18 protein-coding genes are annotated in these 21,136 nt (G+C 63.6%); 12 read left to right on the top strand and 6 right to left on the bottom strand.

The window, feature by feature from the left end; genetic code table 11:
* Positions 1–88: 88 nt before the first annotated feature.
* A complete protein-coding gene (locus B5525_RS08300) occupies positions 89–1,414 on the bottom strand; it encodes an ActS/PrrB/RegB family redox-sensitive histidine kinase (protein WP_079565568.1) in 1,326 nt (441 codons plus the stop codon).
* A 119-nt stretch (positions 1,415–1,533) separates the two neighbouring features.
* On the opposite strand from B5525_RS08300, the gene B5525_RS08295 reads away from it, so the two are divergent.
* The 4 genes from B5525_RS08295 to B5525_RS08280 all read left to right on the top strand — a co-directional run bounded on the left by B5525_RS08295 (position 1,534) and on the right by B5525_RS08280 (position 5,694).
* Complete coding sequence (locus tag B5525_RS08295) at positions 1,534–2,328, top strand: ABC transporter ATP-binding protein (protein WP_079565567.1); 795 nt, start codon at positions 1,534–1,536, stop codon at positions 2,326–2,328.
* A 47-nt stretch (positions 2,329–2,375) separates the two neighbouring features.
* Positions 2,376–3,143, top strand: a complete 768-nt coding sequence (locus tag B5525_RS08290; RefSeq protein ID WP_079573095.1) for an ABC transporter permease — start codon at positions 2,376–2,378, stop codon at positions 3,141–3,143.
* Between the two features lie 122 nt (positions 3,144–3,265).
* Positions 3,266–4,615, top strand: a complete 1,350-nt coding sequence (locus B5525_RS08285) for a polyhydroxyalkanoate depolymerase (RefSeq protein ID WP_079565566.1) — start codon at positions 3,266–3,268, stop codon at positions 4,613–4,615.
* A 239-nt stretch (positions 4,616–4,854) separates the two neighbouring features.
* Positions 4,855–5,694, top strand: coding sequence for a M48 family metallopeptidase (locus B5525_RS08280; protein ID WP_079565565.1), 840 nt, complete (start codon positions 4,855–4,857; stop codon positions 5,692–5,694).
* A 17-nt stretch (positions 5,695–5,711) separates the two neighbouring features.
* Here the strand turns inward: B5525_RS08280 and B5525_RS08275 are convergent, their stop codons facing one another.
* Positions 5,712–7,937 carry a transglycosylase domain-containing protein gene (locus B5525_RS08275; RefSeq protein WP_079565564.1) on the bottom strand — a complete coding sequence of 742 codons (2,226 nt, stop codon included), beginning with the start codon at positions 7,935–7,937 and terminating at the stop codon, positions 5,712–5,714.
* A 126-nt stretch (positions 7,938–8,063) separates the two neighbouring features.
* Between B5525_RS08275 and B5525_RS08270 the strand changes: the two genes are divergently transcribed.
* Positions 8,064–8,504, top strand: coding sequence for a DUF1330 domain-containing protein (locus B5525_RS08270; protein WP_079573093.1), 441 nt, complete (start codon positions 8,064–8,066; stop codon positions 8,502–8,504).
* A 60-nt stretch (positions 8,505–8,564) separates the two neighbouring features.
* Here B5525_RS08270 and B5525_RS08265 read toward each other — a convergent pair whose 3' ends face one another.
* The 3 genes from B5525_RS08265 to B5525_RS08255 form a co-directional block, all read right to left on the bottom strand.
* Positions 8,565–9,791 carry an ABC transporter substrate-binding protein gene (locus B5525_RS08265; protein ID WP_079573091.1) on the bottom strand — a complete coding sequence of 409 codons (1,227 nt, stop codon included), beginning with the start codon at positions 9,789–9,791 and terminating at the stop codon, positions 8,565–8,567.
* A 263-nt stretch (positions 9,792–10,054) separates the two neighbouring features.
* Positions 10,055–11,281, bottom strand: coding sequence for an ABC transporter substrate-binding protein (locus tag B5525_RS08260; RefSeq protein ID WP_079565563.1), 1,227 nt, complete (start codon positions 11,279–11,281; stop codon positions 10,055–10,057).
* A gap of 145 nt (positions 11,282–11,426) precedes the next feature.
* Positions 11,427–11,789, bottom strand: coding sequence for a DUF1304 domain-containing protein (locus B5525_RS08255; protein WP_079565562.1), 363 nt, complete (start codon positions 11,787–11,789; stop codon positions 11,427–11,429).
* 161 nt (positions 11,790–11,950) lie between these two features.
* On the opposite strand from B5525_RS08255, the gene B5525_RS08250 reads away from it, so the two are divergent.
* The 4 genes from B5525_RS08250 (at position 11,951) to B5525_RS08235 (ending at position 15,212) form a co-directional block, all read left to right on the top strand.
* Positions 11,951–12,445 carry a PaaI family thioesterase gene (locus B5525_RS08250; RefSeq protein ID WP_079565561.1) on the top strand — a complete coding sequence of 165 codons (495 nt, stop codon included), beginning with the start codon at positions 11,951–11,953 and terminating at the stop codon, positions 12,443–12,445.
* Positions 12,446–12,479: 34 nt separating this feature from the next.
* The gene (locus B5525_RS08245) at positions 12,480–13,997 is read left to right on the top strand and encodes an AlkA N-terminal domain-containing protein (protein ID WP_244567853.1); all 1,518 of its coding nucleotides are present in this window, start codon (positions 12,480–12,482) and stop codon (positions 13,995–13,997) included.
* The gene (locus B5525_RS08240) at positions 13,978–14,520 is read left to right on the top strand and encodes a methylated-DNA--[protein]-cysteine S-methyltransferase (RefSeq protein ID WP_079565560.1); all 543 of its coding nucleotides are present in this window, start codon (positions 13,978–13,980) and stop codon (positions 14,518–14,520) included. The genes B5525_RS08245 and B5525_RS08240 overlap by 20 nt, the downstream gene beginning before the upstream one ends.
* 287 nt (positions 14,521–14,807) lie before the next feature.
* Positions 14,808–15,212, top strand: coding sequence for a nuclear transport factor 2 family protein (locus B5525_RS08235; protein ID WP_079565559.1), 405 nt, complete (start codon positions 14,808–14,810; stop codon positions 15,210–15,212).
* Between the two features lie 28 nt (positions 15,213–15,240).
* Here the strand turns inward: B5525_RS08235 and B5525_RS08230 are convergent, their stop codons facing one another.
* Positions 15,241–18,027 carry a [protein-PII] uridylyltransferase gene (locus B5525_RS08230; RefSeq protein WP_079565558.1) on the bottom strand — a complete coding sequence of 929 codons (2,787 nt, stop codon included), beginning with the start codon at positions 18,025–18,027 and terminating at the stop codon, positions 15,241–15,243.
* Positions 18,028–18,292: 265 nt separating this feature from the next.
* Between B5525_RS08230 and B5525_RS08225 the strand changes: the two genes are divergently transcribed.
* The 3 genes from B5525_RS08225 to B5525_RS08215 all read left to right on the top strand — a co-directional run bounded on the left by B5525_RS08225 (position 18,293) and on the right by B5525_RS08215 (position 21,113).
* The gene (locus B5525_RS08225; protein WP_079565557.1) at positions 18,293–19,279 is read left to right on the top strand and encodes an aliphatic sulfonate ABC transporter substrate-binding protein; all 987 of its coding nucleotides are present in this window, start codon (positions 18,293–18,295) and stop codon (positions 19,277–19,279) included.
* Positions 19,280–19,478: 199 nt separating this feature from the next.
* Positions 19,479–20,327, top strand: a complete 849-nt coding sequence (locus tag B5525_RS08220; RefSeq protein ID WP_079565556.1) for an ABC transporter permease — start codon at positions 19,479–19,481, stop codon at positions 20,325–20,327.
* Positions 20,328–21,113: an ABC transporter ATP-binding protein gene (locus B5525_RS08215; RefSeq protein ID WP_079565555.1), complete on the top strand. Its 786-nt coding sequence runs from the start codon at positions 20,328–20,330 to the stop codon at positions 21,111–21,113. It begins immediately after the preceding gene.
* Positions 21,114–21,136: the final 23 nt, after the last annotated feature.

Raw genomic sequence — 21,136 nt, 5'->3', positions numbered from 1 at the left:
TCGGCTTTCGTTGCGGGAAGCGTCCGACCCTGGCGCAAATCTGCGAGATCATGCGGTATGTCTTCCCTGCTCAAGGCTGGACGACATCTCAAGATGCTGGTTTGTCTGATATTTCGCCGGCCTCGAAGCGTTGCCTCGGCCAGGCGATCTGGACCACGGCGCCGTGGTCGGGAAAGATCCGGTTGGTGAAGGAGACCGTCGCGCCGGTGCGCTCCAGCAGCGTGCGGGCGATAAAGACCCCGAGCCCGAGGCCGCGGTGGCCGCTTTGGCCGTCGTCCGGACTGCGCCGCCGCGACAGATAGGGTTCGCCGATCCGCTTGATGATGTCGGGCGCGAACCCCGGTCCATCGTCGGAAATCACGATCTCGACGGTTTCGTTGTTCCACCAGGCGTTTACCTCCACCGTGGTCCGCGCGAAGTCGACGGCGTTTTCCAGGATATTGCCGACCCCATAGAGAATCGCCGGATTGCGGGTGCCGACCGGCTCGCTAGTGCCGGCGACCGCGATCCGCACCTTGATGCCGACGCCGAAATCGCGATGCGGCGCCACGATTTCCTCGATCAACGTCGACAGCTTCATGCGGTCGAACGGCGCGCCGGTCGCGGACAATTGGGTGATCTTGGCGAGGATGTCGCGGCAGCGCTGCGCCTGTTCGCGCAAGGTCTTGATGTCGCCCGCGAGCAGGCTGTTGTCCTGCAGGCTCTTCTCCAGTTCACGCGAGATCAGGAAGATCGTCGATAGTGGCGTGCCGAGTTCGTGCGCGGCGGCAGCGGCCAGGCCGTCGAGCTGGGTGAGATGCTGTTCGCGGGTCAGAACCAGTTCGGTCGCGGCCAGCGCGTCCGACAGCTTGCGGGCTTCCTCGGTGACCTGGAACGCATAAAGACTGGTGACCCCGATCGCGAGCACGATCGAGAGCCAAACGCCGAACAGATAGATCGGCGGCAGCACCAGCGGATCGTCACTGTCCCACGGCAGCGGCAGATGGAAGAACACCAGCACCGAGGCGCAGGCCACCGCCAAGAGGCCGAGCGCGATCGTCAGGCGGACCGGCAGCGCCGTCGCCGAGATCAGAACCGGGGCCAGAAACATGAATGAAAACGGATTCTGCAGGCCGCCGGTGAAGAACAACAGCCCGGCCAGTTCGATGATGTTCAAGGCCAGCAGCGCCGCCGCGTAGACCGGCTCCAGCCGCTGCATCGGGTTGAAGGCGATCTGCAGCACGAGGTTGAGTAGCGCCGACAGGCCGACAATGCTGACGCAGGGGATCACCTCGACATCGAATTCGAGCCCTTGCACCACGATGAAAATGGCGACGAGTTGCCCGAGCACGGCGAGCCAGCGCAGCCGCAGGATCGTGTCCAGGCGGACATAGCGGCGCGGATGGCGAAAATCGGAGGCGGCGATTTCGGTCATGCCGGAACTCTAGCCGCGCTGGCTGCGGACCACAAATTTGCCAGCCCCGGTGGCGGCATGGTCCAATGCCTTGCGCTTGCCGCGGCAATGGCTCAAGGAACCGGCAAGGAGCGGCCCGCATGACGGATGACGGCGCAGCATCATTGTCCACGCCCGCTGCCGATTCGACCCTGTCGGCGGCGATCGAGGTCGCGCATCTCGTCAAGGTCTACAAGACTACCCGTGCCGTCGACGACCTTTCGTTCCGCATCGCACGCGGCAGCGTCACCGGCCTGCTCGGGGGCAACGGTGCCGGCAAGACCACGACCATCGCGATGATCATGGGGCTGGTGCTGCCGACCTCGGGAAGCATCCAGGTACTGGGCTGTTCGATGCCCGCGCAGAGCGCCAGCGTGCTCGGCAGGATGAATTTCGAAAGCCCCTATGTCGACATGCCGATGCGGCTCACGGTACGGCAGAACCTGACGATCTTCGGCCGGCTCTACGCGGTGCCCAATCTGCGCGAGCGCATCCCGCAGCTCGCCGCCGACCTCGATCTCGGCGAGTTCCTCGACCGCGCCAACGGCAAACTCTCGGCGGGACAGAAGACCCGCGTCGCGCTGGCGAAGGCGCTGATCAACCAGCCCGAGCTGTTGCTGCTCGACGAGCCGACCGCCTCGCTCGATCCCGACACCGCCGACTGGATCCGGCAGCATTTGCTGACCTACCGCAAGGCCCGCGGCGCGACCATCCTGCTGGCATCGCACAACATGCTCGAAGTGGAGCGGCTGTGCGACCGTGTCATCATCATGAAACGCGGCCGCATCGAGGACGACGACAGCCCCGACAAGATCATGGCCCGCTACAACCGCGCCACGCTGGAGGAAGTGTTCCTCGACGTCGCGCGCGGCCGGGTGCAGGAGACGACGCCGTGAGCAGGCTCGCCGTTCATCTGGATATCGCGCCGCATCGCATCAACGCGATGATCCTGCGCTACTGGTATCTGTTGCTCTCGTCGTGGCCGCGGCTGCTGGAATTGCTGTACTGGCCGGCGCTGCAGATCATCACCTGGGGCTTTCTGCAGACCTACATCGCGCAGAATGCGGGGTTCTTCGCCCGCGCCGGCGGCACTCTGATCGGCGCGGTGATCCTGTGGGACATCCTGTTTCGCGGCCAGCTTGGCTTCTCGATCTCGTTTCTCGAGGAAATGTGGGCGCGCAATCTCGGCAACCTGCTGATGAGCCCGCTAAAGCCGATCGAGTTTCTGATCTCGCTGATGGTGATGAGCCTGATCCGGCTCGCGATCGGCGTCATCCCGATGACGCTGCTGGCGATGGTGCTGTTCGGCTTCAATTTCTACAGCATCGGACTGCCGCTGATCGCCTTCTTCTGCAACCTGATCTTCACCAGCTGGTCGGTCGGCATCTTCGTCTCCGGGTTGGTGCTGCGCAACGGCCTGGGCGCCGAAAGCATCGTCTGGACGCTGATGTTCGCCCTGATGCCGCTGGCCTGCATCTATTATCCGGTGACCGTGCTGCCGCACTGGCTGCAATATGTCGCCTGGTCGCTGCCGCCGACCTATGTCTTCGAGGGAATGCGGTCGCTTTTGATCGACCATGTGTTTCGGGCCGACCTGATGCTGTCGGCGCTTCTGATCAACGCCGCGCTGCTTCTGGCGTCATTTGCGGCATTTCTTGCGCTTTTGCGCAGCGCCCGCCGCCACGGCTCGTTGCTCCAGAGTGGTGAATAAAGCACTTATCCCATGTAATTGAAGATCTTCGCCTTGTACGGCGCGTAGATATACCGATCTTTGCATTGACGCTTTATTACGCATTCGGCACTATGCTGCGTTGCAAAACAGGCGAGGAATAAATGCCAATTGGTGAATTTGGCGGCGCACCGCCACTGGTGGCCGAAGGCAGTCCGGCGCTGACCACGCCGATGTACTGGATGTACGAAATGGCGCACGCGTCGCTCAATCCGGCGCGAGCCGTGACCGACGCGACCAAAATCTTGTTTCAGAATCCGCTCAATCCGCTGTCGCATACCGAATTCGGCAAATCGATCGCCGCCGGCTGCGAATTGTTCGAGCGCACCACGCGCCGCTATGGCAAGCCCGAATGGGGCCTCAACGACACCGAGGTCAACGGCGTGCGCACGCCGATCGATATCCGCGTCGTCTGGGAGAAGCCGTTCTGTCGCCTCCTGTACTTCGATCGCAAGCTGACCCGGCCGCTGCGCAGCCCGCAGCCGCGGGTATTGATCGTGGCGCCGCTGTCCGGCCATTACGCGACGCTGTTGCGCGGCACGGTCGAAGCCTTCCTGCCGACCCATGAGGTCTACATCACCGACTGGGCCGACGCCCGGATGGTGCCGCTGACCGAGGGCCGTTTCGATCTCGACGACTATGTCGATTACCTGATCGAAATGCTGCACGTACTCGGCGGCAATATCCATGTGATTGCGGTGTGCCAGCCCTCCGTGCCCGTGGTGGCCGCGGTTTCCGTCATGGAAGCCGAGCGCGACCCCTTCGTTCCGCTGTCGATGACGCTGATGGGCGGACCGATCGATACCCGTCGCAATCCGACGGCGGTCAACAATCTCGCCGCCGAGCGCGGCATCGATTGGTTCCGCGCCCACGTCATCACCAAGGTGCCGTTTCCCCATCCCGGCCTCATGCGCGACGTCTATCCGGGCTTTCTGCAGCTTTCCGGCTTTATCAGCATGAATCTCGATCGCCATACCGACGCCCACAAGGCGCTGTTCAAGAACCTGGTGAAGGGCGACGGCGACTTGGTCGACAAGCACCGCGACTTCTACGACGAATATCTCGCGGTCATGGACCTGTCGGCGGAATATTACCTGCAGACGGTTGATACCGTGTTCGTCAAGCATGCGCTGCCGAAGGGCGAGATGACCCATCGCGGCAAGCTGGTCGAGCCCTCCAAGGTCACGCGCGTGGCGCTGATGACGGTGGAAGGCGAGAACGACGACATTTCAGGGCTTGGCCAGACCGAAGCGACGCACGAACTGTGCAGTTCCATCCCCAATCATCGCCGGGTGCACTACGTGCAGAAGGGTGTCGGACACTACGGTGTCTTCAACGGCTCGCGTTTCAAATCGGAAATCGTGCCGCGCATCCGCGATTTCATGATGTCGGCAGCGAATCTGAAGCCGTCATTGGTTGCCGTGAAGCCTTCTTTGTCAGCGGCGGCTGAATAAGCGTCGATTGGATCGTTGCCGCGCGGAAATCGCTGATTTGACTCCCAAATGACGTCCCGAATCGAGTGCGCGCTAACCCTCTGAATAGGCCCGGAAAACCCCGATTCAGGGGAGCTGGAAGGAATGAGTGTGACCTCATTCCTTAACGGGGCTCGCGAGGTGCTTTTTTCGTCTAAATTTTTTGTTCCAGGCCCATCCTATAGGGTCGGTTAACCGGTTAGCCCCTGTATATTGGGCAAATGATTTGTTTTTGCGCCGAGCGATTTCACTGGCGGCGGATGTGGCAGAATCCGGGCGAACTTCTTATCCCCGGAATCGCAGACATGGCCACTCGCGCCCTCCTTTATCGGCGGCCTTACGAACCTTCTCGCCTTTTGGTGAAACATGGCTCGCAAATCTACTCGGTGCGGCTGCGCCGGCATCGCCGCGCGCGCCGTTATACGCTGCGTATTCATCCAAGTGACCGCGAAGCGATCCTGACCATGCCGCCGCGCGGCACCATCGCCGACGCCAAGGATTTCGCGCAGCGTCACGGCGGCTGGATCGCCGCGCGTCTTGGCCGCCTGCCGAAGGCGGCACCGTTTCTTCCGGGCACCGCGTTACCGTTGCGCGGCGTCCCGCACCGGATCGTGCATCGCGCCGGGGCACGCGGCACGGTGTGGACGGAAACGCGCGAAAGCGGTGAGCGGATTCTCTGCGTCGCGGGCGGCGCGGAGCATATCGAACGGCGCGTGCACGATTACCTGAAGCGCGAAGTCCGCCGCGACCTGCACAAGGCGGCGCAGTTCTATGCCGAGACGCTCGGTGTCAAGGTGAAGCGGCTGTCGATCCGCGACCAGTCGAGCCGCTGGGGCTCCTGCACTTCGGCGGGCTCGCTGTCGTTTTCGTGGCGGCTGATCCTGGCGCCAGCTTACGTGCTCGACTATCTCGCCGCCCACGAAGTCGCGCATCTGGTCGAGATGAATCACTCGGCGCGGTTCTGGAAGGTCGTCGCCCGCGTTTGCGGTCACGTCGAGCGCGCCAAGACCTGGCTCGACACGTCAGGCAACGACCTGCATCGCTACGGTGTCGAGGACTGAGCCATCAGTCTTACACCCTATCGTCCAAACAGCCGGTCCACCAGCCAGCCGTCCAGTCCTGCGGCGGCTTGCGGGCGCGCCGAGGTGCGCGTCGGCGCCGGCCGGTTCGCAACCGCCGAGGCAACCGGCGAGAGCGCACCGGGCGAGGGTGCAGCGGGCGCCGAAGGCGGGCTGACTTGCGACGCGGCCTGCATCAGGTTTGAAAAGCCGCTATATTGCGAATTCGGCAGCGCCGCGACGGGCACGCCCTGATGGGCGGCCTTCATGAAGCGGGTCCAGACCTCCACCGGCAGGCCGCCGCCGGTGGCCTTCCTGGTCGGCGAGTTGTCGTCATTGCCGAGCCAGACGCCGGTGACGAGATTGGCGGTGTAGCCGATGAACCAGGCGTCGCGGAAATCCTGGCTGGTGCCGGTCTTGCCGGCGGCGATCCAGCCCGGAAGTTCCGCCTTGTGCGCGGTGCCGCTAAGTAACGTCTCCTGCATCATGGTGTTCATCATGGCGACATGGCGTGGCTCGATCACCTGGCCGAGCTGGTCCGCCTGCCGCGCATACAGAACCTTGCCGCCGTCGGTGCGGATCCGCGTCACGACATGCGGGGAGACGCCGAGGCCGCCATTGGCGAACGGCGCGTAGGCGCCAACCAGTTCCAGCAGCGAGACCTCCGAGGTGCCAAGCGCGATCGAGGCATTGGCGTCAAGCCGCGACGAAATGCCGAGCCGGTGCGCGGTGCGAACCACGTTCTTAGGGCCCACTTCCAGCCCAACCCGCACCGCGACCGTGTTGAGCGACATCGCCAGCGCTTGGGTCAACGTCACCGCGCCGAAATATTCGCGGCTGTAGTTTTCCGGCTTCCATCCCTTGACGTCGAGCGGCGCATCCTGGCGGATCGTGTCCGGCGTCAGACCTGCCTCGATCGCGGTGAGATAGACGAACGGCTTGAACGCCGAGCCCGGCTGGCGCTTGGCCGTCACCGCGCGGTTGTACTGGCTGTCGGCGTAGTTCCGGCCGCCGACCATGGCGCGCACCGCGCCGTCAGGCGTCATCGCCACCAGCGCGCCCTGGCTGACATTGAATTTGACGCTCTTGGCCGCGAGCTCGTCGATCACGGCGGCTTCCGCGACCGCCTGCAGTTTCGGATCGATGGTGGTTTCGACCACGATATTCTGGTCGATCTGGCCGACGAGATCGTCGAGCACTTCGCCGATCCAGTCCGCGACGTAATTGACGGTGCCGGCGCCCGCCGCCTTCACATTGTAGGAGGGATGCCCGATCGAGGCCTGCGCCTGCGCCTCGGTGATGAATTTGGCGTCCGCCATGGCTGACAGGACGGTCTGGGCGCGTTTCTCGGCGCCTTCCGGGTTGCGGTTCGGCGCCAGCCGCGACGGCGATTTGACGAGGCCTGCGAGCATCGCGGCCTCCGCCAGCGTGACGTTCTTGGCGGACTTGCCGAAATAACGCTGGGCGGCGGCCTCGACGCCATAGGCGCCGGAGCCGAAATAGACCCGGTTCAGATAGAGTTCGAGGATCTCGTTCTTGGAATGCTTGCGTTCCAGCCAGAGCGCGAGTTCGACTTCCTGCAACTTGCGTTGCAACGTGCGTTCCTGGGTCAGGAACAGGTTCTTGGCGAGTTGCTGGGTCAGCGTCGAGCCGCCCTGCGAAACGCCGCGATGCAGCACGTTGGTGACAGCCGCGCGCAGGATGCCCCAGGGATCGACGCCGTAATGCGAATAGAACCGGCGGTCTTCGATGGCGATGAAGGCCTTCGGCAGATAAGGCGGCAGATCCTTCAGCGCAACATTGGCGCCGGCCATTTCACCGCGGGTCGCCAGCACGCTGTTCTCGAGTCCGACGATCTGAATGTTCGGCGGCCGTTTTGGAATCTCGAGCGCCTGGATCGGCGGCAGATGCGCACCGGCCCAGACCACGGCGCCGACCAGCGCGATCGCCGCCCACAGGCCGAGCACCGCGCCCCAATAAAGCAGGCGGAACAGGCCGGCGCGCGCCCGGCCCCGGGATTTGCGTTTACGGCTCACGCGGGCAGCCCTCGGCTTGCGCTCGCGCGGCGCTTCTTCGTCGTCGTCGTCGGGCTCGCTGGGTTTGCGCCTGGCGGATGTTTTCATCGGTTCTTCATCGTCGGCAGACGTGACGCGATCCTGCGGGCCGAGGCGCAGCTCCGACAGCGATGCGCCAAGCCCGAACTGCGGCTCCTTGCGCCCAGCGCTTTTCTTTCGTCCCCACGCCATACGCCAACGCCGCCCGCACCGGTCCTGCGGCAGCCTAGCGTTCGCTGTTTAAGGGCCGGTTACGCAAAGGTTAACGCAGGATTAGGAGCTGCGGCGACGTGTGGTAGAGGTTGGCGAAATGCCAGCCTGGGAGACAGCACCACGGGCCACGTCGACCCCACCAAGGAAGTTTTCGCGCAATTCCGGGCCAACGACCGCCCGGGCCCGATCCATATGCTCAATCTGGTCCGGCTGCGCAAAGAGGCGGCCTATCCCGACGGTCGCAAGGCCTCAGGCGCTGAGGCCTACGCGGCCTATGGTCGGGAGAGCGGGCCGGTGTTCGAACGGCTCGGCGGCCGGATCGTGTGGCAGGGCCGGTTCGAACTGATGCTGATCGGCCCCTCGGACGAGCGCTGGGATCATTGCTTCATCGCCGAATACCCGAGCGTTGCGGCCTTCGCCGACATGATCCGGGATCCCGTCTATCGCGAGGCGGTGAAGCACCGGCAGGCGGCGGTCGAAGATTCCCGCCTGATCCGCCACGCCGTGCTTCCGGTCGGCAAGACCTTTGGTGAAATTCCGGAGTAACAGCCAAAAAAATCGGCGGCCCCAAAGGGCCGCCGATCGCTCATGTTGGTTGGATCGACTCTAGCCCGCCGGGCCGGCGTCTTCGAGAATCGGGCCGAACAGCTCCCAGCGTTCGCCGTTGAATTTCATCATCTGCAGCTGCTTGTTGACGCGATAATCGGTGGGCGTGGTGTTGGCGACGATGCCCGGCAGCGACAGGTCGAGCTGCACGTTCTTCAGGTTGCTCGCCTGCTTCATGATGTTCTCGCGTGTGAGATCGTCGCCGCATTGCTTGAGTACGTAGATGAGCAATTGCGTGGTCGAGTAGCCATAGGAGTTGAAGCTCGAGTCCTTGTCGCCGTCCGGATAATACTTGGCCATGAACTCGAAGTATTTCTTCATGCCGGCGTCGTCCTTCCAGGTCGGATCGAGCGGATCCTTGCCGTAGTTGACGCTGATCACGCCCTTGGAGGCCTCAAGCCCCGCCGGCTTCATCACCGCGCCGACCGAGGTGGCGTTGATGTCGAGGATGTGGACCGGATGCCAGCCGAGCTCGGCGATCTTCTTGATCGCCTGCGCCGCCTGCTTCGGCGTCGTTGCGCTGAAGAACAGGTCCGTGCCGGCGTCCTTGATCTTGAGGATCTGCGAATCGATGGTGGGATCGGAAACTTCGTAGGAGGCCTCGGCCACCACCATGCCGGCGGCCTTGTCGCCGAGACCGGCCTTGATGCCGTTCAGGTAATCTTTGCCGAGATCGTCGTTTTGATAAAGGATTCCGACCTTGGCATTCGGATAATTCTTGATGATGTACTGGCCGTAGATGCGGCCTTCGACGAAATAGTTGGGATTGAAGCCCATCGTCCACGGGAAGTTCTTCGGGTCGGTGAACTTCGACGCGCCGGTGGCGGCGAACAGCTGCGGCACCTTCTTCGAATTGAGGTACTTCTGGACCGCGGCGTTGGACGGCGTGCCGAGGATCTGGAAGGTGAGCAACACTTCGTCGCTCTCGACCAGCTTGCGCACTTGCTCGACCGCCTTCGGCGGTGAGTAGGCGTCGTCATACTGGATCAGGTTGATCTTGCGGCCGTTCACGCCGCCCTGATCGTTGATCATCTTGATATAGGCGGCCTGGGTCTTGCCGATGGTGGCATAGGCCGAAGCCGGGCCGCTGAACGGATTGGTCTGGCCGACCTTGATCTCGGTATCGGTCGCGCCGGTATCGTATTTTTTCTGCGCGTAGGCCGACGATGCCGACAGCGCGATCGCGAGCGCCGTGCCCGTGATCAGATGGAAAATTCCCTTCCTCATAGTGCTGTGTTCCTCATGTGTCGTGATTGAGCCGATGATCTTGTCCGGGGCCTTATCCGACCCGTCGCACGCCATCGCTGGCCGGGATACTGGCGGAACGGATGCTGTAATACAAGGTGGCGGCGAGCTGAAAAGATGAACGATTTCAGGGAGCCAGAGTCAGACTAAAGTGGAATTCGGCATCGCGACGCTTGAACGAATTTGCCGGCGTAAGGGGGAAACCTCACGCCGGCAAATGACGGGCGACCGGATCGAGACGGGGTCTAGCCGGCCGGGCCGGTGTCCTCGATGATCGGGCCGAACAGCTCCCAGCGCTCGCCGTTGAACTTCATCATCTGCATCTGCTTGTTGATGCGGTAATCGTTCGGCCCCGTCGAGATCGACATGCCGGGCAGCGCCAGGCTGGGGACGAAGTTCTTCAGGCTGGTCGCCTGCCGCATGATGTTTTCGCGGGTGAGATCGTCACCGCACTGGCGCAGGATCTGCACCAGCAGTTCCGCGGTCGAATAACCGTAGGTGTTGACGGTATTGAGCTTGTCGCCTTCCGGATAATATTTGTCCATGAAGGCGAAATAGGCCTTCAGCCCGGCGTCGTCCTTCCACTGCGGATCGGCCGGGTCCTTGCCGTAATTGGTGCTGATGATGTCCTTGGAAATATCGAGGCCGGCGGGCTTGAGCGTGGCCGACACCGGGCTCGCATTGATATCCAGGATATGCACCGGTTTCCAGGCGAGGTCGGCGACTTTCCGGATCGCCTGTGCGGCGAATTTCGGCGTCGAGGCGTCATAGAGCAGGTCGACGCCCGCCGATTTCAGCTTGACGATCTGCGAGTCGACGGTCGGATCGGTCAGCTCGTAGGAGGCTTCGGCAACGATCATGGTCGCGGCCTTGTCGCCGAGACCGCCCTTCAGGCCGGCGATGTAATCGCGGCCGAGGTCATCGTTCTGATAGAAGATGCCGATCTTCGCGTTGGGGTAGTTCTTCAGGATGTATTTCGCGTAGATGCGCCCCTCCGACTGGTAGTTCGGATTGAACGCGATGGTCCAGGGCGCGTTTTGCGGATCGGAAAAGCGCGATGCGCCGGTCGAGGCGAGCAGCTGCGGTACCTTCTTCACGTTGAGGTATTTCTGAACGGCCGCGTTCGATGGCGTGCCGATGATCTGGAAAGTAAACAGCACCTCGTCGCCTTCGACCAGCTTGCGCACCTGCTCGACCGCTTTCGGCGGGCTGTAGGCGTCGTCATACTGGATCAAATTGAGCTTGCGGCCGTTGATGCCGCCCTGGTCGTTGATCATCTTGAGGTAGGCGGCTTGTGTCTTGCCGATGCCGGCATAGGCGGAGGCCGGCCCTGAGAACGGCACGGTCTGGCCAAGCTTGATCTCGGTATCGGTCGCGCCGGTGTCGTATTTCTTCTGCGCGGAAGCCGTCGACGCCGATAGTGCGATGGCAACCGCGGCTCCGGCGAGCAGGTGTAGAATCCCGTTCCTCATATCGCTGCGCTCCCTCATGGTGATTGTGCCGACGGTCTTGTCCGCCGGGTTTCAATCGACCCCAGGCGGGCGCCGTCGCTGCCTGCGAGTGTGAGGGAATGGATACGGCAATGCAAGGTAATGCAGGGCCGAAAGGGGACCCAAGCTACGCCAGCCAGAGCAGGATCAGCGCAATCGCCGCGGGCGCCGCCTGCACGTACAGAATCCGGCGGCTGACGGTTAACGCGCCATAGACACCTGCAACAACCACGCAGAGCAGGAAGAATGTCTTGATCTGGAAGCCGAAGCCGGGAGTGCCCTGAAACAGCCCCCAGACCAGGCCCGCGGCGAGGAAGCCGTTGTAGAGCCCCTGATTGGCGGCAAGCACCGCGGAGTCGGCCGCCTTTTCCGGCGAGTTGCGAAACGTCTTCAGGCCGAGCGGTTTGGTCCAGAGAAACATCTCTAGAACCAGAAAATAGACATGCAGCGCGGCGACCAGCGCCACCAATGCGTTGGCAATTGCGTTCACTATGCCCTCCCGATAAGACGCCGACGAAGGAGTCTCCGTCACTGTGCTAACACATTGCGACGCCGTGAAACATCGGCAGCCCGCCGTGAAGGACTCCCGGCGGATCCGGCTTGCGCCTTTTGAATGTCGATGTCCGAAAACCGCGAGACAAGCGTCGTCCGATGGACGATGTTTCGATCATGAATATCGCCAGCAAGGCATACGGGACCGTCAGCGCCGATCGGCAGTTGGAGCTGACCGGCCTGGAATTTGTCCAGGGGCTCGTCGACGGGACGCTGCCTCTCAATACGATCGCGCGGACCCTGGGTTACGATGTGACGGAGGCAGTGAGCGGGCGCGTCGTCGTCACCGCGGAGCCGAGAGACATTCATCTCAATCCCGCCGGCACGGTGCACGGCGGCTTCGCGGCCACGCTGCTCGACAGCTGCATGGGACTCGCCGTCCAATCAACTCTCGAAAAGGGCGTCGGTCAGACCACGCTCGAGTTCAAGATTTCCCTGCTGCGGCCTATCGTTCCCGAGACCGGGCTCATCAAGGCGGAAGGTATCGTGTTGAGCCGTGGCCGGCGCATTGGCACCGCCGAGGGACGGGTCACGGACGGCAAGGGGCGCCTGCTCGCGCATGGCACCACCACCTGCCTGATCCTTCAGAGCTGACGATGTCCGAAAACCGCGAGACAGGCGGCTGCCAATGGGTGATGTTGCCGTGATGGATATGGACCGCATTGCCTGCTACCGCGCGATTTCGACCCGCGATGCCCGTTTTGACGGCCGCCTGTTTGTCGGCGTCAAGACCACCGGCATCTATTGCCGGCCGATCTGTCCGGCGCGCACGCCGAAATTCGAAAATACATCGTTTTATCCGACGGCGGCGGCGGCCCAGGAAGCCGGCTTCCGGCCCTGCCTGCGCTGCCGCCCGGAAACCTCGCCCGATCTTGCGTTCTGGCGCGGCACCAGCAACACCGTGTCCCGCGCGCTCGCGCTGATCGAAGCCGGCGGCCTCGATGAGGCCGATGTCGAAGGGCTGGCGGGCCGGCTCGGCATCGGCGCGCGCCAGTTGCGGCGGCTGTTTCACCAGCATGTCGGAGCCTCCCCGATCGCAGTGGCACAGACGCGGCGGATCTTGCTCGCCAAACAATTGATCCACGAGACCTCGCTGCCGATGGCCGAGGTCGCGCTCGCCTCGGGCTTCAACAGTGTGCGCCGCTTCAACGAAACATTCCTGCAGATGTTCGGACGTCCGCCGGCCTCACTGCGGCGTGGCCGCGACCAGACCAGGCGCGAAACCGGGGCATTGTCGATTCGTCTCGCCTACCGGCCGCCCTACGACTGGGATGCGATGCTGTCGTTTCTCAGCGTCCGCGCTATTCCCGGCGTCGAAGCCGTCTCGGGGAATACCTATCGGCGCAGCATTGCGATCGGCGGCCATTGTGGCGTGATCAGCGTCGCGCCGGCGGACAAGAACCGGGTCAATGTCTCCCTGCGATTTCCCGATATGGCGGCGCTGCCCCAGATCATCGCGCGGGTACGGCGGGTATTCGATCTTGCCGCCGATCCCGATACGATCGGCGCCCATCTTGCGCTCGACCCGCTGCTGGCGCCGCTCGTTGAGGCGCGGCCGGGGATGCGTGTTCCCGGCGCCTGGGACGGTTTTGAGCTCGCGGTGCGAGCGATCTTCGGTCAGCAAATCACCGTTCCGGCCGCGACCAGATTGCTCGGCAGGCTGGTAGAGGCCTACGGCACGCCGTTCCCGGCGATGGCTGGGGAGGGTGAGGGCCTCAGCCATCTGTTCCCGTCGCCCATGCGTCTCGCCAAGGTCGATCTTTCCAAGCTCGGCATGCCGAATGCGCGCGCGATGGCGGTGACATCGCTGGCGCAGGCCATTTCCGCCGATCCCATGATCTTCAGCCGAAGTGCCAGCCTTGAGGAGACGATTGCGAAATTGCGGTCGCTGCCGGGGATCGGCGAATGGACCGCGCAATACATCGCGATGCGCGAGTTGCGCGAGCCCGATGCGTTCCCCACCGCCGACATCGGATTGATGCGCGCGATGGCGAGCGCCGACGGAAGGCGCCCGTCGCCCGCCGAATTATTGGTGCGCGCCGAGGCATGGCGGCCCTGGCGCGCCTATGCGGCCTTGCATCTGTGGGCCGCGGGATATCCGCACGCCGCTGCAACGCGGAAGAAACATGAACGCGAAGCCGCCTGAAACATTCACTCTCGATCGGCTGCAAACGCCGATCGGCACCGCCTTGCTCGTTACCGACGCCGAGGGCGCGCTGCGGGCGCTGGACTGGGAAGACTATGAGCCGCGGATGCGACAGCTGCTGCGCCTGCAATGCGGCGCGCCGGTTCTGGAAAACGCGCGCGCCCCGGCGGATACCCGGGCGGCGCTCTCAGCCTATTTCGCGGGCGAACTCGCCTGCCTCGACGCGATCAAATGGCGCGTCGCTGGCACCGTATTCCAGCGCAAGGTCTGGACCGCGCTGCGGACGATCCCGGTGGGGACGACGACAAGCTACGGCGCACTGGCGGCCCGGCTCGACATGCCCACGGCGGTGCGCGCGGTCGGCCATGCCAACGGCTCGAATCCCATCAGCGTCGTCGTGCCTTGTCACCGCGTGATCGGCGCCAACGGCTCCCTGACCGGATATGGCGGCGGACTGCAACGCAAGCGTTGGCTGCTGGAGCATGAGGGCGTGGTGCTGAAGGCATCAAGGCATGCGGCTTAGTCGCCGCCTATCCAGAATTCGTCACACCCCCCTCGTCGTCCCGGCCAAGCGCAGCGCGAGCCGGGACCCATAACCACCGGTGGTTATGTGGTGTGAGCTGGAGCGGCATCTCCTGTCACAACGAACATTCGTGGTTATGGGTCCCCGCTTTCGCGAGGACACTATTAGTTTTGTGTCGTGACCACGGCCCTCTCTAGCAAACCAAGAAAACGTCAGGTCCGTAAATCGCCAGACGGCCGTCGGCAATACCCTTAGCGTCTCCATTACAAACAGCATGGAGACGATCGATGACGGACGCGGAGATCCAGGATTTTGTAACGCGATTTGCCGCCGCCTGGGCGGCGCGGGACGGCAAGGCCTTTCTCGGTCTGTGGCACCCGGAAGGCCTGCTGCACACGCCGATGGTGGGTAGAACGGTGAAGGGAAGCGAACTCGATCGCCTGCTGGAAGTCCAGACCGCCGCCGCGCCGGATTTTGTCTGGCAGTTGCTGGACTGGACCTCGCGCGGCGACGTCGTGATCGTCGAATGGCAGACCAGCCGCATCATCGACGGCAAGCGGTTCGACTGGCGCGGCGTCGATAAATTCCGCATCAGGGAAGGCAAGGTGATCGAGGAACGGGTCTATTGCGACACCGCGCCGCTGCGCGCACTGCGCACCGGGGAGGCGCTGGAGCCGATCACCAGGTTCTGAAGGCACTTAGCCCGCGGCCACAGTTTCATCACGCCGCGGGCTTCGCCACCGTCGAATCATTGGCGAGCAAATGGACCAGCGCGCTCTTGATCGCGGCTTGCCGCGTCGGCGCGTTGATCTGCGCGCCCAAGAGGTCAGTGACGTAGAACACGTCGCGGGCGCGCTCGCCGAAGGTCGCGACATGGGCCGAGGCGATGTTGAGGTTGAGCTTCGAGATCGCGGTGGTCAGTTCGTACAACAGGCCGGGCCGGTCGAGGCCGCTGACCTCGATCACGGTGTAGCGGTCCGACCACTGATTGTTGATGATGACTTCCGGCTCGACCACGAAGGGGCGCATCTTGCGCCCGGCGGCGCGGCGCGCCACCACTTCGGGCAGGCGCAATTTGCCTTCCAGCACGTCCTCGATCATTTCGCCTATCCGCGTGGCGCGGCGGCCCTCGTCCTCGTCGCGGTCGTATTCCCTCGATATCGCGATGGTGTCGAGCGCGCGGCCGTCGGTCGTGGTGTAGATCTGCGCGTCGACGATGTTGGCGCCCGCCGAGGCGCAGGCGCCGGCGATGATCGACAATAGCCAGGGGTGATCCACCGCCAGGATGGTCAGTTCGGTGACGCCGCGCGCCTCGTCGAAGCCGACATTGATCGCGAGCTTGTGGCCGGCCTGTTCGCTGGTGCGCAGGAAGCGAGCGTGGCGGATCTTGCGCGGCAGTTCGACCTTGAGCCAGTACGCCGGATAGTGCCGCGCGATATAGGCGTTGAGTTCCACTTCCGGCCATTCGGTGAAGGCGCTGCGAAATTCCGCCTGCGCCACCGCGATGCGCCGGGCGCGGTTGACCTCGGAGAAGCCGCCGGTCAGCACCGGCTCCGTCTCGTAATACAGCGTACGCAGCAGCTGCGCCTTCCAGCCGTTCCAGACCCCGGGGCCGACGCCGCGGATGTCGGCCGTGGTCAGGATGGTCAGAAGCTTCATCTGCTCCACCGACTGCACCACGGCGGCGAAATTCTCGATGGTCTTGCGGTCGGAAAGGTCGCGCGATTGCGCCACCGTGGACATCGTGAGGTGCTGCTCGATCAGCCAGGCGATCAGTTCGGTGTCGGCGGCATTGAAGCCGAGCCGCGGGCACAGCCGCCGCGCCACCTTGGCGCCGGCGATCGAGTGATCCTCGGGGCGGCCCTTGGCGATGTCGTGCAACAGCGTGGTGATGTAGATCACGGCGCGATGATCGGGGCGGATCTTGCGCATCAGGTCGCTGGCGACGATGAACTCGTCATTGCCGCCGCGTTCGATCTCCTGCAGATAGCCGACGCAGCGCAACAGGTGCTCGTCCACCGTATAATGGTGGTACATGTTGAACTGCATCATCGACACGATCTTGCCGAAGGCGCGGATGAAGTGGCCGAGCACGCCGGTCTCGTTCATGCGCCGCAGCACGGTTTCCGCGTCGTTCGACGTCAGGATTTCCATGAACAGCCGGTTGGCTTCGGGATCGTCGCGCAGCTGCGTGTTGACGAGTTTCAGCGACCGCGTCACCGTGCGCATGGCGTCGGGGTGAAACGCCAGATTGTTCTTCTGCGCGAGCCGGAAGATCCGGATCAGATTGACCGGGTCGTGCTTGAAGACGTCGGGCGCCGCGAGGTTGATGCGGTTGTTGTCGACGATGAAATCGTCGCTGTCGGGCACCCGCCGCGTGCTCGGGCGCAGCCGCGACATCATGCGGCTCAGCACCGGCGCCGGCTTGGCCTGCTGGTCCTCCAGCTTGGCGCACAGGATCGCGGTGAGGTCGCCGACGTCCTTGGCGACCAGGAAATAGTGCTTCATGAAGCGTTCGACATCCTGCATGCCGGGATGCGAGGTATAGCCCAGCCGGATCGCGATCTCGCGCTGCAGGTCGAACGACAGCCGCTCTTCGGCCCTGCCTGAGAAGAAATGGATGTTGCAGCGCACCGACCACAGGAAATCGGAGCAGCGGCGGAAGGTGCGGTACTCCTGGGCGTCGAACACGCCGCGTTCGAGCAGCTCGTCGGTCTCGCGCACCCGGTAGACGTATTTCGCGATCCAGAACAGCGTGTGCAGGTCGCGCAGGCCGCCCTTGCCGTCCTTGACGTTGGGTTCGACCAGATAGCGCGACTGGCCGGCGCGTCGATGCCGCTCCTCGCGCTCGGCCAGTTTGGCGGTCACGAATTCGGCCGCGGTGCCCTGCACCACTTCCCTGTCGAACCGCTCGACCAGCTCATTGTAGAGCGGCAGGTCTCCGGTCAGGAAGCGCGTCTCCAGGATCGCGGTGCGGATCGTCATGTCGCCGCGCGCCTGCCGGATCGATTCATCGACCGAGCGCGTGGCGTGGCCGACCTTCAATCCCATGTCCCACAGGCAATACAGAATGGCTTCGGCGACCTGCTCGCCCCAGGCCGTCTGCTTGTAGGGCAGGATGAACAGCAGATCGATATCGGATTCCGGCGCCATCAGCCCGCGGCCATAGCCGCCGGTGGCGACCACCGCCATGCGCTCGGCGCCCGAAGGGATCGGCGAGCGATACAGATGCCGCGTGGCGGCCGAGAACAGGATACGGATGATTTCGTCCTGCACGTAACACAGCCGCTCGGCGCAGCGCCGGCCGTGACGATCCTTCAGCAGCACGGCCTGGGCGGTGGCGCGCGCCGCGAGCAGCTCGGCCTTCAAATAATGCGCCGTGGCGGAGCGGAAAACATCCTCGCGGCCGGCATGTTTCTCGGCGAGCGCATCGACCGCGGCGGTGATCCGCGCGCTATCGAAACGTTCGTCGGCCTCAGGCCTGTTCTCGGTCAGGACGCTATCCATAAGCTACCCCGATATCGGACGGCGCCGATGCTGTCACGGGACAAACTGACTTAACAGCAGGTCCATGCTCGATTCCGTATCCGTTGGGCAAAGTTGTTCTCGTTCAGGGGCGCGGGCGATGCGTATTTTCTCATTGACGCGGTGCCCTAACTAATTGAAATAAAACGTGGTTTTTTGACGAGCCAATCACCGCCGACCGTGCCGCGTCTCGCGCCGCGCCTCCCTGCGCTTCAATCTAATCGCTCACAACCGAGGAGTCCCGACGATGTCCAAAATTTCACGGCGTGGCTTGGCTGCGATCTTGGCTGCGGTCATCGCCGCCGCGATGCTGATTCCCGGCGCCGCCTTTGCCGCCGAGCCGCTCAAGGAAATTCACATCGACTGGGCGACCTACAATCCGGTTTCGATGATCCTCAAGCAAAAGGGACTGTTGGAAAAGGAATTCGCCAAGGATGGCATCAGCATCGTCTGGGTGCAATCGGCCGGTTCCAACAAGGCGCTCGAGTTTCTCAACGCCGGCTCGATCGATTTCGGTTCCACCGCGGGCTCCGCGGCGCTGGTCGCCAGGATCAACGGCAATCCCATCAAGTCGATCTATGTCTTTTCGCGTCCGGAATGGACCGCACTGGTGACGACGAAGGATTCGAAGATTGCCACCGTCGCCGATCTCAAGGGCAAGCGCGTCGCGGTGACCCGCGGCACCGATCCGCACATCTTCCTGGTGCGTGCGCTGCTCGGCGCTGGCTTGAGCGAAAAGGACATCACCCCGGTGCTGCTGCAGCATGCCGACGGCAAGACCGCGCTGATCCGCGGCGACGTCGACGCCTGGGCGGGCCTCGATCCCATGATGGCGCAGGCGGAAATCGAGGACGGCGCCAAACTGTTCTTCCGCAAGCCCGACGCCAATACCTGGGGCATTCTCAATGTGCGCGAGCAGTTCCTGAAGGATTATCCCGATATCGTTCGCCGCGTGCTAGCGGTTTACGAGGACGCGCGCAAATATTCGCTGGCGAATTACGACGACCTGAAGCAGACATTCATATCGGTGACAAAACTGCCGGACGCGGTGGTCGACAAGCAGCTCAAGGAGCGCACCGAACTGACCCACAGCCGGATCGGCGCGCCGCAGCGCGACTCCATTCTCGCCGCGGGTCTGGCGCTGCAGCAGGCGGGCGTGATCGACGCCAAGGTCGACGTCAAGGCGACGCTCGACGCGCTGATCGACGACCAGATTCCGCTGCCGACGAATTGAGGAGCATTCGGATGTCGTCCCCGCGAACGCGGGGACCCACGCCGCGGCCCTGCTATTTTGCTCGGTGTGCAACGGCTTTGCAAAATACAACGGCCTGTGATTATGGGTCCCTGCTTTCGCATGCTTTCGCAGGGACGACGGATTGAGATATGTCCGTCCATCCGCCACCTTGCAATCCTCCACGAGACGCGTTTCTGCTATGGCCATGACGGTTGAACTACTTGAACAGGCCGATACCATGGCGGCACACCCCGCTTCGCCGGGACGGCTGCGGCGTTTCGCGCGGCCGGCGCTCGGGCTGCTGCTGCCGGTGGGGCTGGCTCTCGTCTGGGAGATCATCGTCTGGCGTGGCCTGTCCACTGGACGTCTGGTGCCGCCGCCCTCGAAGATTTTTGCGACCATTTTCGAACTGGGCAAGAGCGGCGAACTGCTGCGGCATATCCTGGCGACGCTGACGCGGGTTGCCGCCGGATTCGGCCTTGGCGTCGCCGCCGGCACGCTGATGGGTGCTGTCTCCGGCTATTGGGGACTGGCGCGCCGGCTGCTCGATCCCACCGTGCAGGCGCTGCGCGCGATCCCGTCGCTGGCGTGGGTGCCGCTGTTCATCCTGTGGCTCGGGATTTTCGAAACGTCGAAAGTCGCGCTGATCGCGGCCGGGGTATTTTTCCCGGTCTACCTCGGCGTAATGGGCGCGATCCTGTCGGTCGATCGCAAGATCGTCGAAGTTGGCCGCACCTTTCGCCTCTCCGGGCCGGCAATGATCCAGCGCATCTTGTTGCCCGCGGTGTTGCCGGCCTATGTGGTGGCGCTCCGCGTCGGTCTCGGATTGGGCTGGATGTTCGTGGTCGCCGCCGAGCTGATGGGCGCATCCGAGGGCCTCGGCTATCTCTTGCTCGACGGCCAGCAGCTCGGCAAGCCGGCGCAAATCCTGGCGGCGATCGTGATCTTCGCCATTCTCGGCAAGACCACCGACTGGCTGATCGAGATCGCGACCGCGCCGTTGTTGCGCTGGCAGGACGCGTTCGGCGGCAAAAGCGGAGGCGCCTGAATGCTGGTCCTCGATCGCCTCGGCAAGGTCTATCCCAACGGCGTCAACGCGCTCGAGCGTTTTTCGGCCGAGATCAGGCTGGGCGAGATCGTCGCCATCATCGGCGGCTCCGGATGCGGAAAATCGACGCTGCTGCGCGCCATCGCCGGGCTCGATCCCGCCACCTCCGGCGCGGTCACGCTCGACGGTATCAGGACTTCGGCGCCGCACGCCAAAATCGGGATTATCTTCCAGGAGCCGCGGCTGCTGCCGTGGCTCAGCGTCGCCGACAATATCGGCTTTGGGCTCACGGAGCTGCCCCGCAATGTCCGCCGCGAAAAAGTCGCCCGCGCGCTTGAACGGGTCGGGCTCACGGACAAGGCCGATGCGTGGCCGCGCGAACTCTCAGGCGGCCAGGCGCAGCGCGTGGCGATCGCGCGCGCACTGGTGCCGCAGCTGGAGGTGCTGCTGCTGGACGAGCCCTTCTCCGCGCTGGACGCGTTCACGCGGCGGGATCTGCAGGACCATCTGCTCGACCTCTGGGCCGACACGCGGCCGACCCTGGTGCTGGTCACGCACGACGTCGACGAGGCGGTGGTGCTGGCGGATCGCGTTTTCGTGATGCGGCCGCGGCCGGGCCGGCTGTTCGAGGAAATCCGGGTCAATTTGGCGCGGCCGCGCGACCGCAATTCGCCCTTGTTCGACAATTTCAAGCGTCGCGTACTGACCGCGCTCGATCGTTCGCTCGACCGCAACGTGCCGGATCTTGATCCGAAATCGGCCATGGGCGAGGCGATGTGGTGGTGACATCCGCGCCTTGACCCGTTAAA

Source organism: Bradyrhizobium erythrophlei, assembly GCF_900129505.1.
Classification (GTDB): Bacteria; Pseudomonadota; Alphaproteobacteria; order Rhizobiales; family Xanthobacteraceae; genus Bradyrhizobium; species Bradyrhizobium erythrophlei_D.
The sequence above is the reverse complement of the archived record's forward strand: the minus strand, read 5'-3'. Positions and strand labels throughout refer to the sequence as shown.